The sequence below is a fragment of the Paenibacillus pasadenensis DSM 19293 genome (assembly GCF_000422485.1).
GTDB lineage: Bacteria > Bacillota > Bacilli > Paenibacillales > Paenibacillaceae > Paenibacillus_O > Paenibacillus_O pasadenensis.
Genome location: NZ_KE383847.1, coordinates 199,702 through 225,393, shown reverse-complemented (window position 1 = coordinate 225,393; position 25,692 = coordinate 199,702). Strand labels below are relative to the sequence as shown.

The following is a 25,692-nucleotide window of genomic DNA, read 5'->3' as shown; positions in this document are numbered from 1 at the left end:
GGGCCGATTGGGCCAATCCAAGGCAGAAATGTGCCTTGGTTTCGGCTTCCAGGGCCGATTGAGCCAATCCAAGGCAGAAATGTGCCTTGGTTCTGGCTTTCACTCCCGGAATCCAACTGCAGCACCCGCCCGCGCTTCTCCCATGCGAGAGCAGGCAGGCGCGACTGCCGACAACTGGCAGCGGACGGCAGCCAACACGGGTGTAGGGCAGCGAGATACAACTGGCAGCGGGCGGCAGACAACACGAGTGTCGGGCAGCGAGATACAGCTGGCAGCAGGCTACGGGCGGGAGCAAGCAGCGAGCTGGCTCGCCCGCTCGGCCGCCGGGCGGCTTACGCTGCTCTGCCGCGCGAGCCCTTCCGACCGCTGCCTGCTCGGCCGCCGGACGACTTGCGCCCGCGCGGTCGCCGGGCTTACGCCTGCCCGGCCGCCTTGAGCGCCTTCATGGCGATGTCGCTGCGGCGCTGCATGCCTTCGAACGAGATCCGGTCCGCCGCCTCGTACGCGCGCTCCCGCGCCTCGGCGATGTCGCGGCCGAGGCCGACGATGCCGAGCACGCGGCCGCCGCTCGTCACGATCTGGCCGTCCTTCTCCGCCGTGCCGGCGTGGAAGACGAGCGCGCCCGCCTCCTTGGCCGCCTCCAGCCCGGAGATCGGCCGGCCTTTCGGATAGGAGCCCGGGTAGCCCTCGCTCGCGGCGATGACGCAGACGGCGGCCTCGTCCTTCCACTTGATCTCGATGTCGGCCAGGCGGCCGTCCATCGCGGCGAGCACGATGTCGAGCAGGTCCGTCTCGAGGCGCGGCAGCACGACCTGCGTCTCCGGATCGCCCATGCGGGCGTTGAACTCGACCGTCTTGACGCCGTCCGGCGTCAGCATGAGGCCGGCGAACAGCACGCCGCGGAAAGGCCGGCCCTCGGCGACCATCGCGCGCGCGGTCGGCTCGATGATGGTCGCGATGGCGTCGTTCACGAGCGCCTCGGACAGATGCGGCAGCGGGGAGTACGTGCCCATGCCGCCGGTGTTCGGCCCTTTGTCCCCGTCGAAGATCGGCTTGTGGTCCTGCGCCGGCACCATCGCCCGCACCGTCTCGCCGTCGACGAAGGCGAGGATGCTCATCTCCTCGCCGGTCATGAACTCCTCGATGACGACCTGGCTGCCCGAAGCGCCGAACACGCCGCCGAGCATCATGCCCCTCAGCGCCTCCTCGGCTTCCTCCAGCGTCGCCGCGACGGTGACGCCCTTGCCCGCGGCCAGGCCGTCGGCCTTGACGACGATCGGCGCCTGCTGCGTCCGCAGGTAGGCGAGCGCCGCCTCGAAGTCGGTGAACGACTCGTAGCGGGCCGTCGGAATGTCGTATTTGCGGAGCAGGTCCTTCATGAAGATCTTGCTGCCCTCGATCTCCGCCGCCTTGCGGTCCGGGCCGAACGCCGGGATGCCCGCGTCCTGGAACGCGTCGACGATGCCCGCCGCCAGCGGATCGTCCGGGCCGACGAAGACGAGGTCGATCTCGCGCTCCCGCGCGAGCTGCACGAGATCGTCGAAGCGGTCGACCGCGATCGGCACGCATTCGGCCAGCTCCGCGATGCCGGCGTTGCCGGGGGCGCAGAGCAGCTCGCTCACTTTCGGGCTTTTGGCCAGCGACCAGACGATCGCATGCTCGCGGCCTCCGCCGCCGATGACCAGAATACGCAATGGAAACTCCTCCTTGAAATGAAGTGGACTGGAGTGGGCTCAAGCGCAAATCGTTCCCTCGTCCAAACGAAAAGGGCGCCGAAGCGCCCTTGCCGGCCTGGCCGCCTTAGCCGACCTGGTTGCCTTAGCCGACCTGGTTGCCTTAGCTGAACCTAGTCGGCCTGGCCGCCCTAATGCTTGAAGTGGCGCACGCCGGTGAACACCATCGCGATGCCGTGCTCGTTGGCCGCCCGGATCGACTCCTCGTCCTTGATCGAGCCGCCCGGCTGGATGATCGCGGTAATGCCGGCCTTGGCCGCGAGCTCGACCGTATCGCCCATCGGGAAAAACGCGTCCGAAGCGAGCGCCGCTCCCTTGGCCTGCTCTCCCGCCTGCTCGATGGCGATGCGGGCCGCGCCGACGCGGTTCATCTGGCCGGCGCCGACGCCGACGGTCATGTCGTCCTTGGCCAGCAGGATCGCGTTCGACTTCACATGCTTGACGACCTTCCAGCCGAACAGCAGCTGCTTCATCTCCTCGGCCGTCGGCTGGCGCTCGGTGACGACCTTCAGGTCGGCTTCGGAGATGCTGTGCACGTCGCTCTCCTGCACGACCATGCCGCCCTCGACGCTCGTCACGACCCAGTCGCTCTTGCGGCCTGCGGCCGCTGCGAGCTCGCCGGTGCGCAGCAGGCGGATGTTCTTCTTGCGGCTGAGGATGTCCAGCGCCTCCGGCGTGAAGTCCGGCGCGAGGATGATCTCCAGGAAGATCTCCGAAAGAAGCGTCGCCGTCTCCGCTCCGATCGTACGGTTGGCCGCGACGATGCCGCCGAAGATCGACGTCGGATCGGCCGCGTACGCCTTGCGGCACGCTTCATGGATGTCGGCGCCGACGCCGACTCCGCAAGGGTTCATATGCTTGACGGCGACGACGGCCGGCTCGCTGAACTCCTTGACGATGGCGAGCGCCGCGTTGGCGTCGTTGATATTGTTGTAGCTGAGCTCCTTGCCGTGCAGCTGCTCGGCGGTCGTGACGTTGCCCGCCTCCGCCAGCGGACGGCGGTAGAAGGCGGCGCGCTGATGCGGGTTTTCGCCGTAGCGCAGGTCCTGCACCTTTTCATACGTGACCGTGTAGCGCTCCGGCAGCGGGTCGCCGCCGAGCTTGGACAGATAGTCGCCGATGAGCGCGTCGTACGCGCCGGTGTGGCGGAACACCTTGGCCGCGAGGCGCTTGCGCGTGTCGAGCGTCGTGTCGCCGTCCTGCCTGATCTCGCTCAGCACGCCCTCGTAGTCGGCGGCGTCGACGACGACGGTGACGAACGCGTGGTTTTTGGCCGCGGAGCGCAGCATCGTCGGACCGCCGATGTCGATGTTCTCGATCGCGTCCTCGTACGTCACGTCAGGCTTCGCGATCGTCGCCGCGAACGGGTACAGGTTGACGACGACGAGGTCGATGTAGTCGAGGCCCAGCTCGCGGATCGCGCGCTGATGCTCCTCGTTGTCGCGCACGGCGAGCAGCCCGCTGTGCACGGCCGGATGCAGCGTCTTGACGCGGCCGTCCATGATTTCCGGGAAGCCCGTCACCTCGGAGATGCCGATGACCGGGATGCCTTCCTTCTCGAGCAGGCCGTGCGTGCCTCCCGTGGAGATGATCTGTACGCCGGCGGCCGCCAGCTCCCTCGCGAACTCAACGATGCCGGTCTTGTCCGATACGCTGATAAGCGCCCTGCGAATAGCCACGTTGTCCCCTCCTGTATGAAAATAAATCGATGAAAGCTACTTGTCCGCCGAATCGTCGTCCGCTCCGGCTCCTGCGCCGACGGAGACGAGCGCGCGGCGGCCGTCAAGCGAGATCCGCCCCTCGGCGAAGCCGCGCACCGCCCACGGGTAGAGCGCGTTCTCCGCGGCGTGGATGCGCTCGGCGAGCGAGGCCTCGCTCTCGCCCTCGCCGATCTCCAGCGCCCGCTGCGCGATGATCGGCCCGCTGTCGAGGCCGCCGTCGACGAAATGGATCGTGACGCCGGTCACCTTGACGCCATAGTTCAGCGCCTGCCGGATCGCATGCATGCCGGGGAATGCCGGCAGCAGCGACGGGTGGATGTTGATCATCCGCCCGGCGTAGGCGTCGACGAGCACCGGCGTCAGGATGCGCATGTAGCCCGCCAGCACGACGAGGCCGACGCCCCGCCGCTGCAGCTCGGCGAGGATCTCGCCTTCGTAGGCCTCGCGCGAGGCGTACGCCGACGAGTCGAACACCCAGGCGTCGATGCCGGCGCGGCGCGCCCGCTCCACGACAGGCGCCGACGCGCGGTCGCAGACGAGAAGCTCGATGGAGCCTCCGAGCTTCCCGTCCGCCGCCGCGTCCGCCAGCGCCTGGAAGTTGCTGCCCTGGCCGGAGGCGAAGACGGCCACGCGCAGCTGCCCGCCCGTCCGGTCTCCGTCCCCTAGATCGAAGCGCAGCTGCTCGGCCATCAGACGTCCGCCCCCGTGAAGGTGACGATGCGGCTGCCCTCGGTGACGGCGCCGATGCGGTACGCCGCCTCGCCGAGCTCCGCGAGCGCGGCAAGCGCCGCTTCCGCCTCGTCCGCCGGCACGACGACGACGAGGCCGATGCCCATGTTGAACGTCGTGAACATGTCGCGGTTCGTGATCGAGCCTGTCTCCTGCAGCAGCTTGAAGATCGGCTGGATCGGCCAGCTGCCGCAGTCCACCTCGACGTTCACGCCCTCCGGCAGCACGCGCGGGATGTTCTCGATGAAGCCGCCGCCGGTGATGTGGGCCATGCCCTTCACCTGCACCTTGCCGATCAGCTCCAGCGCCGGCTTGACGTAGATGCGCGTCGGCTCCAGCAGCACGTCGCCGAGGCGCTTGCCGCCGAGCTCCGCCAGCTCGTCCTGCAGGCCGTAGCCGGCCTGCTCCAGAAGCAGGCGCCGCACGAGCGAGTAGCCGTTGCTGTGGATGCCGCTCGACGCCAGGCCGATGACCGCGTCGCCGGGAGCGATCGCGCTGCCGTCGATCATCTTGGCGCGGTCGACGACGCCGACCGTGAAGCCGCCGATGTCGTATTCCTCCGGCGTGTACATGCCCGGCATCTCGGCCGTCTCGCCGCCGATCAGGGCGCAGCCCGCCTGCACGCAGCCTTCGGCGATGCCGGCCACGATCTGCTCGATCTTCTCCGGCTCGACCTTGCCCGTCGCCAGGTAGTCGAGGAAGAACAGCGGCTCCGCGCCCTGCACGATGATGTCGTTGACGCACATCGCGACGGCGTCGATGCCGATCGTGTCATGCTTGTCCATGGCAAAGGCGAGCATGAGCTTCGTGCCGACGCCGTCCGTGCCCGAAACAAGCACCGGCTCCTCGTACTTGTTCTTGTCCAGGCTGAACAGGCCGCCGAAGCCGCCCAGCCCGCCGAGCACCTCCGGACGGATCGTCCTCTTCACATGCTTCTTCATGCGCTCGACCGCTTCGTTGCCCGCCGCGATGTCGACGCCGGCTTGCTTGTATGCCTCTGCCATTCACCTGTCACTCCCTACAATTTGATCTTCTAGCAGCTGCAGCTCTTGTCCGAGCTTTCGTCGACCGGGGTCGGGTAGTCGTTGTTGAAGCAGGCGAGGCACAGGCCGCCGCCCTTGCTGTCGCCCGGCACCGAAGCGGACTCGACGAGTCCCTCGGCGCTCAGGAAGTAGAGCGAGTCGGCGTTGATCGCCTCGCGGATCTCCTCGACCGTCTTGGACGAGGCGATCAGCTCGCGCCGGTCCGGCGTGTCGATGCCGTAGTAGCAAGGGTTGGCGAACGGCGGCGAGCTGATGCGCACATGCACCTCGGCCGCGCCGGCCTCGCGCAGCATGTTGACGATGCGCAGGCTCGTCGTGCCGCGCACGATCGAGTCGTCGATCATGACGACGCGCTTGCCCTGCACGATCTTGCGTACGGCCGACAGCTTCATCTTGACGCCTTTCTCGCGCAGCTCCTGGGAAGGCTGGATGAACGTGCGGCCGGAGTACTTGTTCTTGATGAGCCCCATCTCGTACGGGATGCCCGTCTGCTCGGCGTAGCCGATGGCCGCGCTGATGCTGGAGTCCGGCACGCCGACGACGATGTCCGCGTCCACGAACGCCTCGACCGCGAGGCGGCGTCCCATCTGCTTGCGGGCCGTGTGGATGTTGACCTCGTTGATGTCGCTGTCCGGCCGGGCGAAGTAGATGTACTCCATCGCGCAGCTGGCGCGGCGCTCCTCCTCGTCGAAGCGCTCCTCGCGCAGGCCGTCCGCGTCGAGGATGAGCAGCTCGCCGGGCTGCACGTCGCGCACGTACTCGGCCCCGATCGTCTCGAACGCGCAGGTCTCGGAGGCGAACACGTAGCCGTCGCCGAGCCGGCCCATGACGAGCGGGCGCAGGCCGTTCGTGTCGGAGGCGACGAGCAGCCGCTCGTTGGTCATGATGAGGAAGGCGAAGCCGCCGACGATGCGCCGCAGCGCGTCTCGGGCCGCGCTCACGAAGTCCTTGGGCGAGCGTGCGATCAGATGGGCGATGACCTCGGTGTCGCTCGTCGTCTGGAAGATCGAGCCCATGCTCTCCAACTCGCGGCGGATCGACGGCGCGTTGACGATGTTGCCGTTGGTCGCCACGGCCAGGTCGCCGTCGCGGTACTTGAACACGAGCGGCTGCGCGTTGCCGAGCTGGCTCGCCCCGGACGTCGAGTAGCGCACATGCCCGATCGCGCGGTCGCCCGGCAGCGAGGCGAGGATGTCGCTCGTGAACACTTCCTTGACGAAGCCCATGCCGCGGTGGTAGGCGAAGCCGCCGGTCGCGCTGTCCACCGTGCAGACGCCCGAGCTCTCCTCGCCGCGATGCTGCAGCGCGTGCAGGCCGTAGTACGCCAGCGACGAGGCGTCCGGCGTGCCGAACACGCCGAACACGCCGCATTCTTCCTTGAGCTTGTCGAAAATATCGTCGCGGCCGATGCCCGCGTTGTAGTGGGCGTCCTCCCAGGCGCGCGACACCGCGCGCAGCTCCTCGGAGCCGGGGCCGGCGAAGCGTCCCCCGGCGGCAAGCGCCGGAGGCGCCTCGCCGGAGGCCGCCGTGCCGTCCGCATGGAGGGCGGGGGCGCTGCCTGCGCCCTCGCCCCAGCGCGAGCCGGACTGGACCGCCAGCCTTACTTCATCCGGCATGGGATCGCTTCCTTCCACACGCTCCGCAGCTCCGACACCGCCGCGCGCACGCCCGGCCGGCCGTTCACCCGGATGTCCAGTTCCTCCCCGCCGACCGTGCCGAGCTCCGCATGCGGCACGCCGCGCTCCGCGAGCAGCGCCAGCAGCTCGCCCTTGCGCTCCGGCGATGCGCTCAGCAGGATGCGCGACTGCGACTCGCTGAACAGCGCGTGGTCGGCGCGCAGCTCCGTCGCGACGTCCACGCTCGCGCCGAGGCCGCGGCCGAAGCTCGCTTCCGCCAGCGCCGCCGCCAGGCCGCCCTCGGACAGGTCATGCGCCGAGGCGACGAGGCCGGCGCGGATCGCCGCCTGGACTGCGTCCAGCAGCGTCTTTTCGACCGCCAGGTCGAGCGCCGGGGGACGTCCCTCCGCCTTCCCGCCGCGCACCTGCTGCAGCTCGCTGCCGCCGAATTCGGCGCGCGTCTCGCCGAGCAGGATGATCGCGTCGCCGGCCTGCTTGAACTCCTGCGTCGTGATGTAGTCGATGTCGTCGATCAGGCCGACCATGCCGATGACCGGCGTCGGGTAGATCGCGCCTTTGGCGTTCTCGTTGTACAGGCTGACGTTGCCGCCGATGACCGGCGTCTCCAGCACGCGGCAAGCCTCGCTCATGCCGTCCGCCGACTTTTCGAGCTGCCAGAACACCTCCGGCTTTTCCGGGCTGCCGAAGTTGAGGTTGTCCGTGATCGCCAGCGGCTGCGCGCCGGAGCAGACGATGTTGCGCGCCGCCTCGGCGACCGCGATCGCGCCGCCGACCTCGGGATCGAGGTAGACGTAGCGGCCGTTGCAGTCGGTCGTCATCGCCAGCGCCTTGCGCGTGCCCGGCACGAGCACGACGGCCGCGTCCGAGCCCGGAGGCACCGCGGTGCCCGTGCGCACCATGTAGTCGTATTGACGGTACACCCATTCCTTGCTCGCGACCGTCGGGGAGCCCAGCACGTCCTTGAGCGCGCCCGTCAGATCCGTGATCTCCTCGAAAGCGGCCGTGTCGATCGACGCGCTCGCCGCATAGGAGGCCGGCTCCTGCGAAGGCTTGCTGTACACCGGACACTCGTCCACGAGCGCCTTGACCGGCATGTCGGCGACCTGCTCGCCTTGGTGGAACAGGCGCAGGCGGCCGTCGTCGGTCACCTTGCCGACCTTGGCGCAGATGACGCCCCAGCGCTCGAAAATCTCGCGCGCCTGCGCCTCATGCTCCGGCGCGACGACGAACAGCATGCGCTCCTGCGACTCGGACAGCATCATCTCGTACGGCGTCATGCCTTCCTCGCGCTGCGGCACCTCGTCGAGGTACAGCTCGAGGCCGTTGCCGGCCTTGGACGCCATCTCGGCGCTGGAGCAGGTGAGGCCCGCCGCGCCCATGTCCTGGATGCCGAGCACGATGCCGGAGTCGATCAGCTCGAGCGTCGATTCCATGACGAGCTTTTCCATGAACGGGTCGCCGACCTGCACCGCCGTGCGCTTCTCCTCGGACTCCTCGGACAGCTCGACCGACGCGAACGTCGCGCCGTGGATGCCGTCGCGGCCTGTCGCCGGACCGACGTAGAACACCGGGTTGCCGACGCCCTTGGCGACGCCGCGCTGGATCTTGTCATGGTCGATCAGGCCGACGCACATCGCGTTGACGAGCGGATTGCCTTCGTAGCTCTCGTCGAACATGACCTCGCCTGCGACCGTCGGGATGCCGATGCAGTTGCCGTAGCCGGCGATGCCGCCGACGACATGCTCGAACAGGTACTTCACGCGGTCGTTGTCCAGATTGCCGAAGCGCAGGCTGTTGAGCAGCGCGACCGGACGCGCTCCCATCGAGAAGATGTCGCGGATGATGCCGCCGACGCCCGTCGCCGCGCCCTGGTAAGGCTCGACCGCGGACGGGTGGTTATGCGACTCGATCTTGAACACGACGGCCTGGTTGTCGCCGATGTCGACGATGCCCGCGCCCTCGCCCGGTCCCATGAGCACCTTCGGGCCGGTGATCGGGAATTTCTTGAGGATCGGCTTGGAGTTCTTGTAGGAGCAGTGCTCCGACCACATGACGCTGAAGACGCCGATCTCGGTGTAGTTGGGCAGGCGGCCCATGAAGCCGCAGATGAGCTCGTACTCATGGTCCGTCACGCCGAACTGCTGGTAGATCTTCTGCTCGGCGATCTGCTCCGCCGTCGGCTCCAACGCCTTAGCTGTTGACTGCTGCGTCATGCTGTTCCCTCCATGCGTTCAAAATCGATGTGAACATCCGCTTGCCGTCCTCGGAGCCGAGCAGCTGGCTGACCGCCCGCTCGGGATGCGGCATCATGCCGACGACGTTGCCGCGCTCGCTGCAGATGCCGGCGATGTCGTGGACCGAGCCGTTCGGGTTGCCGCCGCTGGCGTAGCGGAAGACGATCTGGTTGTTTTTTTGCAGCCGCGCCAGCGTCTCGTCGTCGCAGTAGTAGTTGCCTTCGCCGTGGGCGATCGGGATCGAGATGACCTCGCCCTCGCGGTACTGGTTGGTGAACGGAGTGGCGGCGTTGACGACTTCGAGCGGCGATTGGTGGCAAAGGAACTTGAGGTCGCGGTTGCGCAGCAGCGCGCCCGGCAGCAGGCCGGCCTCGGTCAGGATCTGGAAGCCGTTGCAGATGCCCAGCACGTACTTGCCGGCCTCGGCGGCCTTGACGACCTCGGCCATGACCGGAGCGAAGCGGGCGATCGCGCCGCAGCGCAGGTAGTCGCCGTAGGAGAAGCCGCCCGGCACGAGGATCGCGTCGTAGGCGGAGAGGTCCGTGGCGGTGTGCCAGACGTAGTCGACGGACTGCCCGATCGTTTCTTCGACCGCCTTGTAGCAGTCGATGTCGCAGTTCGATCCGGGGAAAACGATGACGGCGAACTTCATCCGATCAGCCCTCCAGCTCGAAGCGGTAGTCTTCCACGACCGTGTTGGCCAGCAGCTTCTCGCACATGGCGCGCACGCGCTCCTCGGCTTCGGCGCGGTCCGTCGTGTCCAGGGTCAGCTCCAGGTACTTGCCGATGCGGACCTTGTCCACTTCCGCGAAGCCCATGCTGTGCAGGGCTCCCTGGACGGCCGTTCCTTGCGGGTCGAGCACGTTTTGCTTGATCGTCACGTATACGGTTGCTTTCATCGTGGCAACTCCTCTTGAGTGGATTGATTATCAAGGCGGTTGAAGATTCGTCGGGCTGAATGTTTGTCGGGTGAAGCTGCTTGCGTTGCGGGCTGATGGGCGGGCGGCGGAACGATTGGGGCTCCGGGGACGGAACCTCGAGTTCGACTATCCGCTGACGCCGCTCCGGGGACGGAACCTCTTTCCGATTCCGCTGAAGCCCAGATTCCTCGATCTCCCTTTCCGAAACGGAAGGAATCCGGCCTTCAAGGGAACCGCTGCCGCTTCTCCAAGAGGTTTCCGTCCCCTCCGCTCCCTGCGTAATGCTCACCAGCTCGATTTTTTCGACTTAACGCCTACCGGTCGCGCTCCTCGGAGCCGAGTTACTCGGTTTTTCCGCACAACTCCGACCGCCGACCGCCTGCTAGTGCCGAGTTACTCGGTTTTTCCGCGTAACTCCGACTGTCGAACGCCTGCTGGTGCCGAGTTACTCGGTTTTTCCGCGCAACTCCGACCGTCGAACGCCTGTTGGTGCCGAGTTACTCGGGTTTTCCGCGCATCTCCGATCGTCGACCGCCTGGTGGTGCCGAGTTACTCGGGTTTTCCGCGCATCTCCGACTGTCGAACGCCTGCTGGTGCTGAGTTACTCGGTTTTTCCGCGCAACTCCGACCGTCGAACGCCTGTTGGTGCCGAGTTACTCGGTTTTTCCGCGCAACTCCGACCGCAGACCGCCTGCTGGTGCCGAGTTACTCGGGTTTTCCGCGCAACTCCGACCGTCGAACGCCTGTTGGTGCCGAGTTACTCGGTTTTTCCGCGCAACTCCGACCGCAGACCGCCTGCTGGTGCCGAGTTACTCGGGTTTTCCGCGCAACTCCGACCGTCGAACGCCTGTTGGTGCTGAGTTACTCGGGTTTTCCGCACAACTCCGACCGCCGGCCGCCTGCTGGTGCCGAGTTGCTCAATTGGCGCCCTGCAACCCGATTTTTTCGGGTTGCAGCGCCTGCTGCAGGCCCCCAGGCTCCTGCAACCCGATTTTGTCGGGTTACAGCGCCCGCTTCTGGCCCCCAGGCTCCCGTAACCCGATTTTCTCGGGTTGCAGCGCCTGCCTCAGGCCTCCGAGCATCTGCAACCGGACTTTTCCGGGTTACAGCCTCTGCTTCGAGCCCCCGGGTGCATACAGCCCGATCAAAATCCGGCTGCGGCTCCGCGGAATAGCGGTCAGCTCAGCTCCTCGCCGGTAATGGCGCGGTAGATGGCGCGGTAGCGGGCGGTCGTCGCGGCGACGACCGGCTCCGGCAGCGGCGCCGGCTTGCTGTCCTTGTCCCAGTCGGAGCCGAGCAGATACGTCCGCACCGGCTCTTTGTCCATGCTGTCGATCTCGGTATCGAGCTCGTACTTGTCCTGCGCCCAGAAGCGCGAGCTGTCGGGCGTGAAGATCTCGTCGATCAGGATGATCTCGCCATCGACGAGCCCGAACTCGAACTTGCAGTCGGCCAGCAGAATGCCTTGCTCGAGGCAGCGCGCATGCGCGAACTCGTACAGCGTGAGGCTGCGGTCGCGCAGCTGGGCGGCGACGTCCGCTCCGACCAGCTCCTCCATCCGCGAGAACGGAATGTCCTCGTCGTGGCCGACGTCGTTTTTGGCCGCAGGCGTGAAGATCGGCCGCTCGAAGCGCTCGTTCTTGCGCAGGCCCGCCGGCAGCGGGATGCCGTTGATCTCGCCGGTCGCCGCGTACTGGCGCCAGCCGCCGCCGGTGATGTAGCCGCGCACGACGCATTCGATGTCGATCCGCTCCGCCTTGCGCGTCACCATGATGCGGTCCCGCAGCGCGTCCTTGTCGGAGACGAGCTCGCCCAGTCGCTCCACATCCGTATGGACGACGTGGTTCGGCTGGATCGCGGCCGTCTGTTCGAACCAGTAGGCGCTCAGCCGGTTGAGCACGCTGCCCTTGTCCGGGACGGGCGGATCGAGCACGTAGTCGAACGCGCTGATGCGGTCGGTGACGACGATCAGGTAATGCTCGCCGAGATCGTAGAGCTCTCGGACCTTTCCTTTATAGAGCAGCGGCGCCTGGATGAGGCCTGCCGCCGTCGATAGCGCCTCCGTTGCTGCAGCCATGATGGTTCCTCCTGCCAATGCGAGATGGATGAAGCGAAAACGATGGGTCGCTTGAGCGAGCCTGCAGCCGTCCGAGCGGACGATCCCTAGCGAGCGAACGGTGCCCGCCGCCGCAAAAGCCCCCTAGATCAGCTCCAGCCGGCGGAAGATCGTGTCGACATGCTTGAGATGCCAGCTCGGGTTGAACGCGTCGTCGATCTCCTGCGCGCTCAGCGCGGCCGTGATCTCCGGCGTCTCCGCGATGATGTCGCGGAACTGGCGCTGCTCCTCCCAAGCCTGCATCGCGCGCGGCTGCACGGTGTCGTACGCCTGCTCGCGGCTGAAGCCCTTGTCGATCAGCATCGTCATGACGCGGCCGGAGAACGGCACGCCGAACGTGCGGCCCATGTTGCGCTTCATGTTGTCCGGGAACACCTGCAGGTTCTTGATGATGTTGCCGAGGCGGTTGAGCATGTAGTTGAGCAGCATCGTCGCGTCCGGCAGGATGACGCGCTCCACGGAGGAGTGGCTGATGTCGCGCTCATGCCAGAGCGGCACGTTCTCGTAGGCGCTGATCATGTGGCCGCGGATGACGCGCGCCAGGCCGGAGATGTTCTCGCAGCCGATCGGGTTGCGCTTGTGCGGCATCGCCGACGAGCCCTTCTGGCCCTTGGCGAACGGCTCCTCGACCTCGCGGAACTCGCTCTTCTGCAGCGCGCGGATCTCGGTGGCGAACTTGTCCAGCGAGGTGGCGATCAGCGCCAGCGTCGCCATGTACTCGGCGTGGCGGTCGCGCTGCAGCGTCTGCGTGCTGATCGGCGCGGGCTTCGTGCCGAGCTTGCGGCAGACGAACTCCTCGACGAACGGGTCGATGTTGGCGTACGTGCCGACCGCGCCGGAAATCTTGCCGTACTGGACGCCGTCCGCCGCATGGCGGAAGCGCTCCAGGTTGCGCTTCATCTCCTCGTGCCAGAGCGCCAGCTTGAGGCCGAACGTCGTCGGCTCCGCATGCACGCCATGCGTGCGGCCCATCATGACCGTATCCTTGTAGGCGACCGCCTGGCCGCGCAGGATCTCGATGAAATTCACGACGTCGCGCTCGAGGATCTCGTTGGCCTGGCGCAGCAGATAGCCCGTCGCCGTGTCGACGACGTCGGTCGACGTGAGGCCGTAATGCACCCACTTGCGCTCCGGTCCGAGCGTCTCGGACACCGCGCGCGTGAAGGCGATGACGTCATGGCGGGTCTCCAGCTCGATCTCGCTGATCCGGTCGATGTCGAAGCCGGCCTTCTCGCGCAGCGCGGCGACGTCCTCCCGCGGAATGACGCCGAGCTCGGCCCACGCCTCGCAGGCGCAGAGCTCCACCTCCAGCCACGCCTTGAATTTGTTCTCTTCCGTCCAGATCGCCCGCATCTCGGGCCTGCTGTAACGCTCCAGCATGTTGTCTTCCACACCCTTGTCTATAAATTGAACTGCCTAGGATCCGATCGCTTCGTTCTCCGCCTGCCAGATGCCGGTTCCCTGAATCCAAGCGAGCGCGGCGTCCGCATCCGGCGCCAGCACGTTCACATGGCCCATCTTGCGGCCCGGCTTGGCCTCGGCCTTGCCGTACAGATGCAGCTTGGGCGCGACGCCGAGGCGCTCCGCCTCGCTGTCGCGGACGCTCAGCCGGGCGATCGCCGGCTCGACATGCTGGCCGAGCAGGTTGGCCATGACGACCGGGCTCAGCAGCGACGGATCGCCGAGCGGCAGCCCGCAGACGGCGCGCACATGCTGCTCGAACTGCGAGGTGCGGCAGGCTTCCATCGTATAGTGGCCGCTGTTGTGCGGGCGCGGCGCCAGCTCGTTGACGTACAGCTCGCCGTCATCCGTCAGGAACAGCTCGACCGCGACGAGGCCGACCGCGCCCAGCTGCTCCACGATGCGCAGCGCGAGCCGCTCCGCCTCCGCCAGCACGTCCGGCGCGACCCGCGCCGGCACAATCGACAAGTGGAGGATGTTGTCCACGTGGACGTTCTCCGCGGGCGGGAACGCCCGCACCTCGCCGAGCGAGCTGCGCGCCGCGACGACGGACAGCTCCTTGGCGAAGCGGATGAACTGCTCCAGCACGAGATCCGTGCCCGCCCGCGACAGCTCGGCATAGGCGGCGGGAATCTCCTCCTCGCTGCGGATGACCCACTGGCCCTTGCCGTCGTAGCCGCCGGTCGCCGTCTTGAGCACGGCCGGCAGCCCGAGCCGGGCTGCCGCCTCGCGCAGCTCGTCCTCGCTGCGGATCTCCGCATAGGGAGCGACGCGCGCGCCCGCCGCCTCGACGGCGCGCTTCTCGCGCAGGCGATGCTGCGTCGTGTAGAGCAGCTCGCTGCCCTGCGGCACATAGGATTGCTCCATCAGCATCGCGGCGACGCCGGCGTCGACATTCTCGAACTCATAGGTGATGACGTCGCAGCGCTCCGCCAGCTCCCGCGCCGCCTCGCGGTCGTCGTACGCGGCGCGGATGCCGCCGCCGACCTGCGCGGCCGGGCCGTCCTCGGTGGGATCGAGGGCGATAAAGCGATAGCCCATCGCGCTGCCGGCGAGCGCCAGCATGCGGCCGAGCTGCCCGCCGCCGAGCACGCCTACGGTCGCGCCGGGCAAGACGACGCGGGCCTGCTCCGGCGTCACCGCCGCTCCGCCGGGACCGAGCGCCGCGTCCTTGCCGGGCGCGCTCACAGCAGCTCCTCCCCGCTCGCGAGCACCCGCTCGCGCGTCGCATCCCGCCGCGCCTGGACGCGCGCCTGCACGGCCGGGTCGAAGGCGCCGAGCATCTGCGCCGCCAGCAGGCCGGCGTTGGTGCCGCCGGCCGCGCCGATCGCCACCGTGGCGACCGGAATCCCGGCCGGCATCTGCACGATCGACAGCAGCGAGTCCATCCCGCTCAGCGCGGACGACTTGACGGGTACGCCAATGACCGGAAGAGGCGTCTTGGACGCGACCATTCCGGGCAGATGAGCCGCTCCGCCGGCTCCCGCGATAATGACCTTGAGCCCGCGCTCCGCGGCGCTCTCGGCGTAGTCGAACATCAGGTCCGGCGTCCGGTGGGCGGACACGACCCGCTTCTCGTAGGCGATGCCGAGCTCGTCCAGCACCTCGCATGCAAGCTTCATCGTTTCCCAATCCGACTTGCTGCCCATGATGACGCCTACGCTTGCACCCATCTCTTCATCCCGCCTTCGCGCATTTATAGAGGTACAAAAAAATCCCGCGGAACGAAAGACGCTCCGCCCTCTCGTGAAGAGAGGGCCGGGAGGGCCGTCCAGCCTGCGGGATCGCAGAGCGGCGCGGCGGCCGGACGCCGAAACACGCGCGCCGGAAGGCGGCGCCGCTCTGCCCGAAGCGCCTATGCGGAGCCTCGGTTCTTCCCGTAGTCCGGCGATTCCGGTCGCCGGGTAGAAACGTTCGGGCCGATTCCCGAATATATACGAGGAGTATGCGATTATCGGGCAACCCGGACGCCGCGCGTCCCTGCTCGCCCTATTCCAAGATTCGACATCTGCGAGGCGAGCCAAACCCGGCTGCCCCGCTTTGCTTTCCTAGTGTACCAATCCGACTTGGCACTGTCAACTGCAGAAAGCGAACATTGCGAAGATAATATCCATCTATAGTTCGTCTTTCAACATTTCCGTCCTGAAGGCTGCTGCCGCTCTCAGAGGCCGCCTCCTGGCGCTTCGTTTCGACGGGACATGCCGCAGCGACACAAGCTTTTCCGCCTCCCGCAAGCTCTGGATGCCGCATGGCAGGAAGCGCTTTCGACGGAAGAGGGCAGGCCCGGGTCCGCCGAACCGGTCTAAAAAAGCCAACCTGCCGAATATGGCAGGTTGGCTTCCATCGCCTTAAAACCGAACATCTCCATTCAAGGGGATGTGATGTTAGCTGACACGAAAACGATCGTTCCGCACCGGCCCATGCTCCCCATCCGAACCATTTTGAACGTCAGGACATCCAGAACGTCTTGTCCTTGGCCGCGATGCGCCGCCCTTCCGGAACGTTCATGCCCGGATAGCCGAGGTAGATGAAGCCGACCAGCTCTTCTCCGTCCTTGAGCCCGAACGCCGACTTCATCGACGAATGATGCATCGGCTCGCCGCTGCGCCAGACGGCGCCGAGCCCTTCCTCATGCGCCGTCAGCAGCATGTTCTGCACGGCGCAATGGACGGCCGCGAGCTCCTCCGAGCGGATGACCCGGGGATTCGTCGAGGGCGAGCAGGCGACCGCGATGACGGCCGGGGCACGCATCGCCTTCGCTTCCTCTCGCGACAGGCGGACTTCCTTTTCCTCGGGATCCAGTCCAGCCAGCGAATCGAGCGCCGCATTGGCATAAGCGCTGCCCAGCACTCGCCGCCCCTCGCCCGTCATGACAAAAAACTTCCACGGCTCCGTATGGTGATGATTGGGGGCCCATACCGCCGATTCCAGAATGCGCTCGATCTTCTCCTTCTCAACCGGCAGATCCAGCACCTTGCCGATGCTTCTCCGCTGCCGGATCGCTTGCTGCAGCTCCATCCGCTTCCCCTCCTCTGCAAAGTCAGGTCCGGACCATCCTTGCATTCGGACATTGCTCCTTCTATTATAACGGGCCGGGCGATCCGTGGAAACCTTGGGCAAAGTTAATTATTCAGCAGTCAAACAACTATGGAGGACGCGCGGCATAGAGTTGAACGACGGCTATTTTGGCGACGGTTGTCTACGATCGGCTTTCTGCGCAGGCTCGCCCTGCCTCGTCCAAGACTTTATCCGCAAGGCGGTGATGACCATTCCACTGCTCGTTCGAGCGATCTTCAACGCGGCGGGCGCCATGACGTTCACCGGCAACACGCTCGGGCTCAGCCGATCCGACACGGTCGGCGTGCCCGGCACGCAGGACAGCATCGGCGCCTTCATCACGACGAACACCGCGCTGCAGTACGGCAGCTATCCTGCCGGCACGACCGACGCCTACACGCTGAACAGCTCGTCGGCCGTGCTCGTCCTGCCCGCAGGCAGCACCGTCCTGTACGCGGAGCTAATCTGGGGCGGCACCTATGTGAACGGCAGCGCCAACCTGACGTCGGCGATCAACAACCCCGTCACGTTCACGACGCCAGTCGGAGCGAGCTCCGTCTCGCCGGACAGCGTCACAGCACAGACCGGCATCGCGCTCGGCACCGGGGTGCTGGCCTATGTGCGGACCGCCAACGTCACTCCGCTCGTTCAGGCCGGCGGAGCGGGCACCTACACGACGGGCGGCGCGGTCGGCACGATCGTCGTCAGCGGCGACTCGACGGCCAACCACTGCGGCTGGACGCTGGCCGTCATCTACAGCAACGCCTCGCTGCCGCTGCGCAACCTGTCGCTGCGGGTCGGGTCGGTGCTCGTCACCACGTCCGGCTCGACGACGACGCCGATCACCGGCTTCGCCACTCCCGTGTCCGGAGCGCTTGGCGCCCGGGCGCTGTTCAGCTCCCAGGAAGGCGACGCCAACCGGACCGGCGACCAGGCGCTGTTCGGCCCGACCGCCTCCTCGCTCGTCGCGCTCTCGGGGCCGAACAATCTGGCCGCGAATTTTTTCGCCTCGCAAATCAACAACGACGCCGGCCTGCTCGATACGACCGGCACGTTCGGGACGCGCAACCAGACCAACGGCGCGCCCGGCACCAACATCGTCGGCGGCCGCCAAGGCTGGGACATCACCAACGTGGACATCAGCCCGCGCCTGGTCAACAGCCAGACGAGCGCCGTCCTCACGCTCACCACCTCCGGCGACGCCTACATCCTGAACGCCAGCGGCCTCCAGATCAACATCAACTCCCCGAGCGTCACCGTCGTCAAAAGCGCCAGCGCCGCCGGCGCCGTCATCGGCGACACGCTCACCTACACCGTCGTCATGACGAACAGCGGCACCGCCAACGTGACGAGCGTCGTCCTCACCGATCCGCTGCCTGCCGGACTCAGCTTCGTCGCCGGCAGCATGACGGTCGGCGGGACCGCGCTCCCGACCGCCGACATCCGCAGCGGCGTGGCGATCGGCACGCTGGCGTTCGGCACGAGCATCACGGCGACGTACCGGGCGACCGTCACCGCGCTGCCGAGCCCGCCGCAGCTGAACAATACGGCGAGCGCCTCGTTCTCGTTCGTCAGCATCGCCGGCGGCAGCACGATCACCGCCGTCATCCCGTCCAATACGGTGTCGACGCCGGTATACGCCCCCGTCCTCTCGCTCGCCAAGACGGCGAGCGCCGCGGCCGCGACCGTAGGCGACACGATCACCTATACGATCGTCGCCGCCAACAGCGGCAGCATCGCGGCGGCCGTCACGCTGACCGACAATATCCCGGCCGGCAGCAGCTTCGTGACGGGCAGCTTCCGGGTGAACGGCACGGTCATCGCGGGCGCGAACCCGGCGGCGGGCGTCGCGATCGGCAGCATCGCCGCCGGCGGCAGCTCGACCGTCACCTTTCAGGTGAATGTGAACAGCCTGCCCGCGCCGCCGCAGCTCGTCGACCAAGCGACCGCCGCTTACACGTACCAGCCGCCGGACGGCCGGACGCTGTCTGGCTCCGCCGCCTCGAACACGGTCACGATCCCGGTCAGCCTGCCGAGCGTGAGCGTCGCCAAGACGGCGAGCCTGGCCGATCTCGCCGTCAGCGAGACGCTGACCTACACGAGCGTCATCACGAACAGCGGCGGCACCGCGCTGACGAACGTCGTGCTGACCGACCCGATGCCGACGGGGACGGCGTTCGTCGCGGGCAGCGTCACGGTCGGCGGCGCGGCGCGGACGACCGCGGTTCCCGGCGCGGGCATCGCGGTCGGCACGATCGCCCCCGGCGCCTCCGTCGCCGTCGCGTTCCAGGTGACGGCGCAATCCGTGCCGGCCGGAGGCAGCCTCTCCAACCAGGCGGCCGCCTCGTACAGCTCCGGCACGGCGAGCGGGCAGGCGCTGTCGAACCTCGTAGCGACGCCGGTCTATCAGCCGGTCGTTTCCTTGACCAAAACGGCATCCGCCGCTGCAGTCGTCGTCGGCGATACCGTCACGTACACGGTGACGGCCGCGAACAGCGGCAACATCGCCGCCGCCGTTACGATCACCGATCCGATCCCGGCCGGCTCGACCTTCGTGCCGGGCAGCGTCACGATCGGCGGCGTGCCCGCGCCGGCCGCGAATCCCGCGTCCGGCATCAACGCCGGCACGATCGCCGCAGGAGGCTCGCGGGCGGTCACGTTCCAGCTGACGCTCGCCTCGCTGCCGTCTCCGCCGCAGCTGACCAACCAGGCTTCGGCCGCCTACAGCTATACGCTGCCGAGCGGACGCAGCCTGAGCGGCAGCGCCGTGTCGAACACGGTCGCGCTGCCCGCCTCTTCGCCTAATGTCACGCTGACTAAAAGCGCGAGCGCCGCGGCCGCGGCCGTCGGCGACACGATCGCCTATACGGTCGTTCTGTTCAACAGCGGAGGCTCGCCGATCCAGAACGTCATCGTCTCCGATCCGCTGCCGGCGGAGCTGGGCTTCGTCGCGGGCAGCGTCACCGTGAACGGCATCGCCCAGCCGTCGGCGAATCCGAATACCGGCATCGCGCTCGGTACGATCGTCCCGAGCGGCGGCGCGACGATCGTGTTCCAGGCGGCCGTGAACGCCATCCCGGCCTCCGGCGCCGTCGCCAACCAGGCCAAAGCCGCCTTCGCTTCGGGAGCCTTCGCCGGCGCATCCGTCTCGAACGCCGTGTCCGTGCCCGTCGTCCAGCCGGTCTTCTCCATCGTCAAGTCGGCGAGCTCGGCCTCGCTCACCGTCGGGGACTCCTTCACCTATACGCTCGTCATCCGCAACAGCGGCAACGCGGCCGCTCCGTTCACGGTGAAGGACATCCTACCCTCCGGCCTCGCGTTTTCCGTCAATACCGTCACGCTGAACGGAGCGCCCAATCCCGGCCTCGATCCGGGAGCCGGCATCGATCTGCCGAATATCGCCCCCGGCGCCTCCGTCACTGTCGCGTTCGTGGCGAACGTCGTCTCGCTGCCTTCCCCGCAGACGGCCAGCAACTCGGCCAGCGGCAGCTATTCCTTCACGCTGCCCGGCGGCCGCCAGGTCATCGGCAGCGCGGCTTCCAACACGGTGACGCTGCCGGTCTCCTCGCCGAGCGTCTCGGCCGCTGCCAGCTTCAACCAGACCGTGGCCGTCGTCGGGGATACGCTCGTCTATACCGTGATCGTCACGAACAACGGCGCCTCGCCGGTGAACAGCGTCGTGCTGGCAGACAGCCTGCCGGGCGGCACCGCGTTCGTCTCCGGCAGCGTCGTCGTCTCGGGGAGCGCGCTCCCCTCCGCATCGCCGTCCACCGGCATTCCGCTCGGCACTCTGGCACCGGGGGCTTCGGCCGCCGTCCAATACGAGGTGAACGTTACGATGGCCATCCCATCGCAGATCATCAACCAGTCGACGGTCAGCTTTACCTCCGGCAGCTTCTCCGGCACGTCGGCCTCCAACACGACCAATACGCCGGTCACGCAGCCGCAGATCGCGCTCGTCAAATCGGCGAGCCGCTCGTCCGCGACGCTCGGCGATACGGTCGCCTACAGCGTCGTCGTCACGAACAGCGGCAATCTGGCCGGCATCGTCTCGCTTGCCGACACGCTCCCGGCCGGCATGAGCTTCGTGCCGAACAGCCTCGCCGTCGGCGGGGTGCCGCTGCCCGGCGTCGATCCGACGGCGGCTCCGTTCAGCATCGGCAGCATCGCGCCCGGCGCGAGCCTGACGGCGACGTTCTCGCTGGCCGCGGCGACGCTGCCGAGCCCGCAGACGTACGTCAACCAGGCGTCGGCGACCTATTCGTTCACGACGGCGGACGGGCGCACGCTGGGCGGGACGGCCGTGTCCAACGCCGTGAGCGTCTCCGTCTCGCCGCCGAACGTGTCCATCGTCAAGACGACGACCGCCGCGGACGCCGCCGTCGGCGACTCGATTCCGTACAGCATCGCCGTCGTCAACGCCGGCATCGACCCGGTCAACAACGTCGTGCTGACCGATCCGCTGCCGGACGGCACGGCGCTGACGGCGGGCAGCGTTACGGTGAACGGCATCCCTGTCGCCTCTACGCCCGCGGCCGGCATCCAGCTCGGGACGCTCGCGCCCGGAGCAGGCGCCACGGTCGCCTTCGGCCTGACGGTGACGGGCGTGCCGGCGAGCGGAGCGGTCGGCAATCAGGCCTCCGTCGCCTTCACCTCCGGCGCTCTCGCCGCCTCCGCGCTGTCCGCGCTCGTCTCGACGCCGGTCTACCAGCCGAGCCTGGCCGCCGTCAAGACCGCCGGAACGGCGAGCGCGACGCTCGGCGATACGATCAGCTATACAGTCACGCTGACGAACAGCGGCAACTACGCCGCGCTGGCGACGGTGACCGATCCGGTTCCGGCGGGAACCGCCTTCGTACCGAACAGCGTCATCGTCGGCGGCGTCCCGCAGCCCGGAGCCAGCCCGATCGCCGGCATCCCCGCCGGCGTCATCGCGCCCGGCCAGAGCGTCGCCGTCTCGTTCTCGTTCAATGTCGTCTCGCTGCCAGTGCCTCAGGTCATCGCCAACCAGGCGTTGGCCGCCTACAGCTTCACGCTGCCGAGCGGCCGCACGCTGACGGGCAGCACGAGCTCCAACCTGCTGCCGATCCCGGTGTCGGCGCCCGATCTGGCGCTGGCCGCGAGCGCAGGGCTGAGCGCCGCCTCCGTCGGCGACATCATTCCTTATACGATCGTGCTGACGAACAGCGGCGCGACGACTCTCGGCAGCATCGTGCTCACCGATCCGCTGCCTCCCGGAACCGCCTTCGTGCCCGGCAGCTACGCGGTGGACGGCGTCGCAAATCCCGCCGCCAACCCCGCAGCTGGAGCCCCTGTGCCCGATCTCGCGCCAGGCGCGAGCGCTGCCGTCACCTTCTCGCTCCAGGTCGTCTCGCTGCCGAATCCGGCGCAGATCGCCAATACGGCTTCGGCCAGCTTCACGACCGGCACGTTTTCGGGAGCGGCCTTCTCCAATACGGTCGTCACGCCGGTCTATCAGCCGATCATCGCCGCCGTCAAGTCGGCCGGCGCCGTCAACGCCACGGTCGGCGATACGGTCGTGTACACGGTGTTGCTGAGCAATACCGGGAATTACGGCGCGAGCGTCACCATGTTCGACGTCATCCCGGCAGGCACGGCGTTCGTGCCGAACAGCGCCATCGTCGGCGGCTCGCCGGTTCCCGGCGCCGATCCGGCGACCGGCATCCCGGCCGGAGTCGTGAACGGCACGCCGGTCAGCGTCATGTTCTCCGTCGTGATCCAGTCGCTGCCGGCCGGCCAGCAGCTGGCCAATCAGGCGACCGCATCCTTCGCCTTCACGCTGCCCGACTCGCGCACGCTCACCGGCAGCGCCGTCAGCAATACGGTGACGATCCCGGTCAGCTCGCCGAACGTGCAGGTCGTCAAAAGCGTCAGCGCCGGCGACGCCGTCGTCGGCGACACGCTCGTCTATACGGCGCTCGTGAGCAACAGCGGGATCGAGAACATCGCGAATGTCGTGCTGTCGGACACCGTGCCTCCCGGCAGCTCGTTCGTGCCCGGCAGCGTCACCGTCGGCGGCGCCTCGCTGCCGACCGCCAATCCCGCGACCGGCATCGCGGTCGGCACGATCGCGCCGGGGGGCTCGGTCTCCGTCCAGTTCAGCGTGCTCGTCAGCGGGCTGCCGACTCCGCCGAGCCTGACCAACAGCGCTTCGGCCGCCTTCACCTCCGGAGCTTTTGCCGGCAGCTCGACCTCGAATCCGGTCATCACGCCCGTCTACCAGCCGATCGTCTCGCTGGTCAAATCGGCGGACCGGACGCAGGCGACCGTCGGCGACACGGTCACCTACTTCGTCACCGCGACCAATACCGGCAACTATCCGGCCAGCCTGACCGTGTTCGACAGCCCGCCAGCAGGCGCCGACTTCGTGCCGAACAGCGTGCTCGTCAACGGCGTGCCGCAGCCGGGCGCCGATCCGACGGCCGGCATCGCGGCGGGCGTGCTCGCACCGGGAGCGAGCGCTTTCATCGTCCTGTCGCTGCAAGTGAACGTCACCTCGCTGCCGAACCCGCAGCTGCTCAGCAACCAGGCGACCGGCTCGTTCACGTTCAGCCCGCCGGACGGACGGACCTTGACGCAGAGCGTCCTCTCCAACACGCTCGTCATCCCCGTCTCCTCGCCGGATGTCACGGTCGTAAAAAGCGCCTCGGCGATCGACGCCGTCGTCGGCGATACACTCACCTACACGATGACCGTCACGAACAGTGGCATCTCGCCGGTCAACAACGTCGTGCTGGTCGACCCCGTGCCGGCCGGAGCCGCATTCGTGCCCGGCAGCGTCACCGTGGACGGGACCGCGCAGCCCGCGGCCAGCCCGGCGTCCGGCATCGCCGTCGGCACGATCGCTCCCGGCGCGGCGGCGACCGTCACGTTCCAGGTGACGGTCACCGCGGTGAGCTCCTGATGGCTGCGCCGCTCGGTCCGCTGCACAACCAGTCGACCGTCCGCTTCCAGTCCGGCGCCGTCAGCTCCGCCGCCTATTCCAACACGGTCATCACCTTCGTCGCAGGGCCTCGCATCCGGCTGACGCTGAGCGCCTCGACGGCGGAAGCTTCCATAGGCGGCATCGTCACCTACACGGTCACCGCTTTCAATGAAGGCAATCTCGCCGGCGAGCTGACGGCCGGGGCGAGCACTCCTCCCGGCGCCTCGTTCGTGCCCGGCAGCGTCGTCCTAGGCGGAGGCCTGCTGCCTGGCGCCGATCCGGCACAGGGCATCTACCTCGGCCTGCTCGAGCCGGGCGGCAGCGCCTCGTTCCGCTTCCAGGCGCTGGTGACCGGCCCCGTGCCGGGAGGCGCGCTCGTGAACGAGGCGTGGGGCTCGGCGACATTCCGCACGCCGGGCGGGCGGGTGCTCACTGTCGGCGCCGAGCCAGCGGAGCTCTCGATTCCGGTACGCTCGGCCGCGCTGGCCGCGTATTTGACAGCCGGCCCCGTGCCCGTCGCGGTCGGCGAAACCGCCGAATATGTCCTGCGGCTCGTGAACGGCGGCAGCTCCGCCGTGACCGGCATCGTCGTCCGCTTCACGCTTCCTCCGGGCGTGGAGGTTGTTGCCGGCAGCGTCACCTTGAACGGCGTCCGGCTGCCGGATGCCGATCCGCTCACCGGCATCCTCGTCGGAGAGCTGGCGGCTGGCGCCGAGGTAGGGCTGTCGTTCGCCGTACGCGTCGTCTCAACTGCCGCCTCCGGGCAGCTCGCCTCCGCGTCGGCGGAGTACGCGTCGGCGGACGGAGAGGCGCAATTTGTCCCGTCCAATCCGGTCCAGCTGACGATCGTGCCGCCCGATCCGCCGGCCCCGCCTCGTGCGACAAAGCGAGTCGATGCGCATCAGGCTTCGCCCGGCGACATCCTCAGCTATGTCGTGACGGCAAGCGTGCCGTCCGGGCCGCCGCTGTACGCGGTGCTGGCCGATCCGCTGCCAGCCGGCCTGAGGTACTTGGCCGGCAGCCTGCGGGTGGACGGCGAAGCGCCGCCGGCATCGGCGGGCAGCCTCGAGAGCGGGCTGGCGCTCGGCTTCGTCTCGCCGGGCGCTCCCGTCACGGCGTTTTACCGGGCGGAGGTGCTGCCGCTCCAAGGACGGCCGGGCTCCGAGCCGCTCCCGCTGCGCAATGAAGCGGTCGTCCGCTTCAGCGCGGGGGCGGGCCGGCCGGTCGAGAGCGAGGTCGCGGCCGGACCGGCGCTGACCGTCGTGACGGCAGCGGCTTTCCGCGTCGCGGCGGCAGCCGACCGCACCGTCAGCGAGCCCGGCGAGACGGTCGGCATCGAGATCGCGATCAGCGCGATCGGCAGCCAGCCCGCCGAGGGATTCCTCTCGGGCTTCGTGCCCGAGGGGCTGCAGCTGCTGCCGGAAACGCTGCGGCTGGACGGCGCGCCGGCGGCGGTGCTGGCCGACGGGCTGCAGCTCGGCCTGATGCTGCCCGGCAGCGTGCATCGGGTGCGGTACAGCGGCCGCGTCGCCGCCGACTTCGGCGGCGGCGAGCTCGTCGGCACCGCCGCGCTCAGCTGGAGCTACGCGCTAGAGGGGCGCGTCTACCGCGGCGTCGCGCTCGCTCCGCGCTACCGGGTGCGGATCGTTTCGCAGCAGGAGTGAGGGGGAAGGCGGCGGCTGGCAGCTTCGACCTGGAACTGGTCGATGAAGCGCCTCCACGCCAGCTCCGACACGGATTAATGAAACGCGCCCAGACACAGCCGCTCCTAGCGGAATGGCCTTGGGACAGCTTGCGTCGAAGCCGTATCTTTCCCGGGTTTCATGGGCTAACGAACCTCACAAGCGCTATTCGTGCGGAATCGGGCAAACGAACCTTCTAACGAAACCCACATGCGCTATGGGTCGACAAATCACCGAAACGCTCCCCTCCTCGCCTAAATAGCGCTTGTCCGTTTCGTTAAATAAAGCTGAACATCGGTTTTGAACGGAATAGCGTCGCTCAGGTTCGTTACATCGGTTCGAGGCGGTTGAAATGGATGGGCAGCTGACCTCCGTCTATCGAGTCCATTCGGCACAAGGAGCGCATCCAGCAG

At 67.7% G+C, this 25,692-nt stretch carries 15 protein-coding genes and 1 riboswitch; of the genes, 2 read left to right on the top strand and 13 right to left on the bottom strand.

The window, feature by feature from the left end:
- Nucleotides 1-413: 413 nt before the first annotated feature.
- The 13 genes from purD to H582_RS0111700 form a co-directional block, all read right to left on the bottom strand.
- Nucleotides 414-1,694 (bottom strand): phosphoribosylamine--glycine ligase, encoded by a 1,281-nt coding sequence (gene purD / locus H582_RS0111760; RefSeq protein WP_028598687.1) that lies wholly within the window; start codon nucleotides 1,692-1,694, stop codon nucleotides 414-416.
- A 170-nt stretch (nucleotides 1,695-1,864) separates the two neighbouring features.
- Nucleotides 1,865-3,412, bottom strand: a complete 1,548-nt coding sequence (gene purH, locus H582_RS0111755) for a bifunctional phosphoribosylaminoimidazolecarboxamide formyltransferase/IMP cyclohydrolase (RefSeq protein ID WP_028598686.1) — start codon at nucleotides 3,410-3,412, stop codon at nucleotides 1,865-1,867.
- 36 nt (nucleotides 3,413-3,448) lie between these two features.
- Nucleotides 3,449-4,144: a phosphoribosylglycinamide formyltransferase gene (gene purN, locus H582_RS27170; RefSeq protein WP_052333167.1), complete on the bottom strand. Its 696-nt coding sequence runs from the start codon at nucleotides 4,142-4,144 to the stop codon at nucleotides 3,449-3,451.
- On the bottom strand, nucleotides 4,144-5,187 hold the full coding sequence (gene purM / locus H582_RS0111745; protein ID WP_028598685.1) for a phosphoribosylformylglycinamidine cyclo-ligase: 1,044 nt from the start codon (nucleotides 5,185-5,187) through the stop codon (nucleotides 4,144-4,146). Before purM ends, purN begins: the two co-directional genes overlap by 1 nt.
- Nucleotides 5,188-5,216: 29 nt before the next feature.
- A complete protein-coding gene (gene purF, locus H582_RS0111740) occupies nucleotides 5,217-6,842 on the bottom strand; it encodes an amidophosphoribosyltransferase (RefSeq protein WP_240479001.1) in 1,626 nt (541 codons plus the stop codon).
- The gene (gene purL, locus H582_RS0111735; protein ID WP_028598683.1) at nucleotides 6,827-9,076 is read right to left on the bottom strand and encodes a phosphoribosylformylglycinamidine synthase subunit PurL; all 2,250 of its coding nucleotides are present in this window, start codon (nucleotides 9,074-9,076) and stop codon (nucleotides 6,827-6,829) included. The genes purF and purL overlap by 16 nt, the downstream gene beginning before the upstream one ends.
- The gene (gene purQ / locus H582_RS0111730) at nucleotides 9,054-9,749 is read right to left on the bottom strand and encodes a phosphoribosylformylglycinamidine synthase subunit PurQ (RefSeq protein WP_028598682.1); all 696 of its coding nucleotides are present in this window, start codon (nucleotides 9,747-9,749) and stop codon (nucleotides 9,054-9,056) included. Before purQ ends, purL begins: the two co-directional genes overlap by 23 nt.
- A 4-nt stretch (nucleotides 9,750-9,753) precedes the next feature.
- Nucleotides 9,754-9,996, bottom strand: a complete 243-nt coding sequence (gene purS, locus H582_RS0111725; RefSeq protein ID WP_028598681.1) for a phosphoribosylformylglycinamidine synthase subunit PurS — start codon at nucleotides 9,994-9,996, stop codon at nucleotides 9,754-9,756.
- 1,198 nt (nucleotides 9,997-11,194) lie between these two features.
- Nucleotides 11,195-12,094 carry a phosphoribosylaminoimidazolesuccinocarboxamide synthase gene (locus tag H582_RS0111720; RefSeq protein ID WP_028598680.1) on the bottom strand — a complete coding sequence of 300 codons (900 nt, stop codon included), beginning with the start codon at nucleotides 12,092-12,094 and terminating at the stop codon, nucleotides 11,195-11,197.
- Nucleotides 12,095-12,217: 123 nt separating this feature from the next.
- Nucleotides 12,218-13,513: an adenylosuccinate lyase gene (purB, locus tag H582_RS0111715; protein ID WP_028598679.1), complete on the bottom strand. Its 1,296-nt coding sequence runs from the start codon at nucleotides 13,511-13,513 to the stop codon at nucleotides 12,218-12,220.
- A 36-nt stretch (nucleotides 13,514-13,549) separates the two neighbouring features.
- Nucleotides 13,550-14,734 (bottom strand): 5-(carboxyamino)imidazole ribonucleotide synthase, encoded by a 1,185-nt coding sequence (gene purK, locus H582_RS0111710; RefSeq protein WP_028598678.1) that lies wholly within the window; start codon nucleotides 14,732-14,734, stop codon nucleotides 13,550-13,552.
- Nucleotides 14,735-14,778: 44 nt separating this feature from the next.
- Nucleotides 14,779-15,267, bottom strand: coding sequence for a 5-(carboxyamino)imidazole ribonucleotide mutase (gene purE, locus H582_RS32840; RefSeq protein WP_028598677.1), 489 nt, complete (start codon nucleotides 15,265-15,267; stop codon nucleotides 14,779-14,781).
- Nucleotides 15,268-15,454: 187 nt separating this feature from the next.
- Nucleotides 15,455-15,554: riboswitch (purine riboswitch) on the bottom strand.
- 488 nt (nucleotides 15,555-16,042) lie between these two features.
- A complete protein-coding gene (locus H582_RS0111700; protein ID WP_028598676.1) occupies nucleotides 16,043-16,612 on the bottom strand; it encodes a nitroreductase family protein in 570 nt (189 codons plus the stop codon).
- A gap of 250 nt (nucleotides 16,613-16,862) precedes the next feature.
- Between H582_RS0111700 and H582_RS0111695 the strand changes: the two genes are divergently transcribed.
- The gene (locus H582_RS0111695) at nucleotides 16,863-23,576 is read left to right on the top strand and encodes a DUF7507 domain-containing protein (RefSeq protein ID WP_420835659.1); all 6,714 of its coding nucleotides are present in this window, start codon (nucleotides 16,863-16,865) and stop codon (nucleotides 23,574-23,576) included.
- Nucleotides 23,576-25,261, top strand: a complete 1,686-nt coding sequence (locus H582_RS0111690; RefSeq protein ID WP_028598674.1) for a DUF11 domain-containing protein — start codon at nucleotides 23,576-23,578, stop codon at nucleotides 25,259-25,261. The genes H582_RS0111695 and H582_RS0111690 overlap by 1 nt, the downstream gene beginning before the upstream one ends.
- The last annotated feature ends 431 nt before the right edge of the window (nucleotides 25,262-25,692 follow it).

Excerpts from the sequence above, each read along its gene's own strand:
- purQ (WP_028598682.1), bottom strand. The coding sequence starts at position 9,749 with ATGAAGTTCGCCGTCATCGTTTTCCCCGGATCGAACTGCGACATCGAC.
- purS (WP_028598681.1), bottom strand. The coding sequence starts at position 9,996 with ATGAAAGCAACCGTATACGTGACGATCAAGCAAAACGTGCTCGACCCG.
- purE (WP_028598677.1), bottom strand. The coding sequence starts at position 15,267 with ATGGGTGCAAGCGTAGGCGTCATCATGGGCAGCAAGTCGGATTGGGAA.
- H582_RS0111700 (WP_028598676.1), bottom strand. The coding sequence starts at position 16,612 with ATGGAGCTGCAGCAAGCGATCCGGCAGCGGAGAAGCATCGGCAAGGTG.
- purL (WP_028598683.1), bottom strand. The coding sequence starts at position 9,076 with ATGACGCAGCAGTCAACAGCTAAGGCGTTGGAGCCGACGGCGGAGCAG.
- purM (WP_028598685.1), bottom strand. The coding sequence starts at position 5,187 with ATGGCAGAGGCATACAAGCAAGCCGGCGTCGACATCGCGGCGGGCAAC.
- H582_RS0111690 (WP_028598674.1), top strand. The coding sequence starts at position 23,576 with ATGGCTGCGCCGCTCGGTCCGCTGCACAACCAGTCGACCGTCCGCTTC.
- H582_RS0111720 (WP_028598680.1), bottom strand. The coding sequence starts at position 12,094 with ATGGCTGCAGCAACGGAGGCGCTATCGACGGCGGCAGGCCTCATCCAG.
- purN (WP_052333167.1), bottom strand. The coding sequence starts at position 4,144 with ATGGCCGAGCAGCTGCGCTTCGATCTAGGGGACGGAGACCGGACGGGC.
- purF (WP_240479001.1), bottom strand. The coding sequence starts at position 6,842 with ATGCCGGATGAAGTAAGGCTGGCGGTCCAGTCCGGCTCGCGCTGGGGC.
- purB (WP_028598679.1), bottom strand. The coding sequence starts at position 13,513 with ATGCTGGAGCGTTACAGCAGGCCCGAGATGCGGGCGATCTGGACGGAA.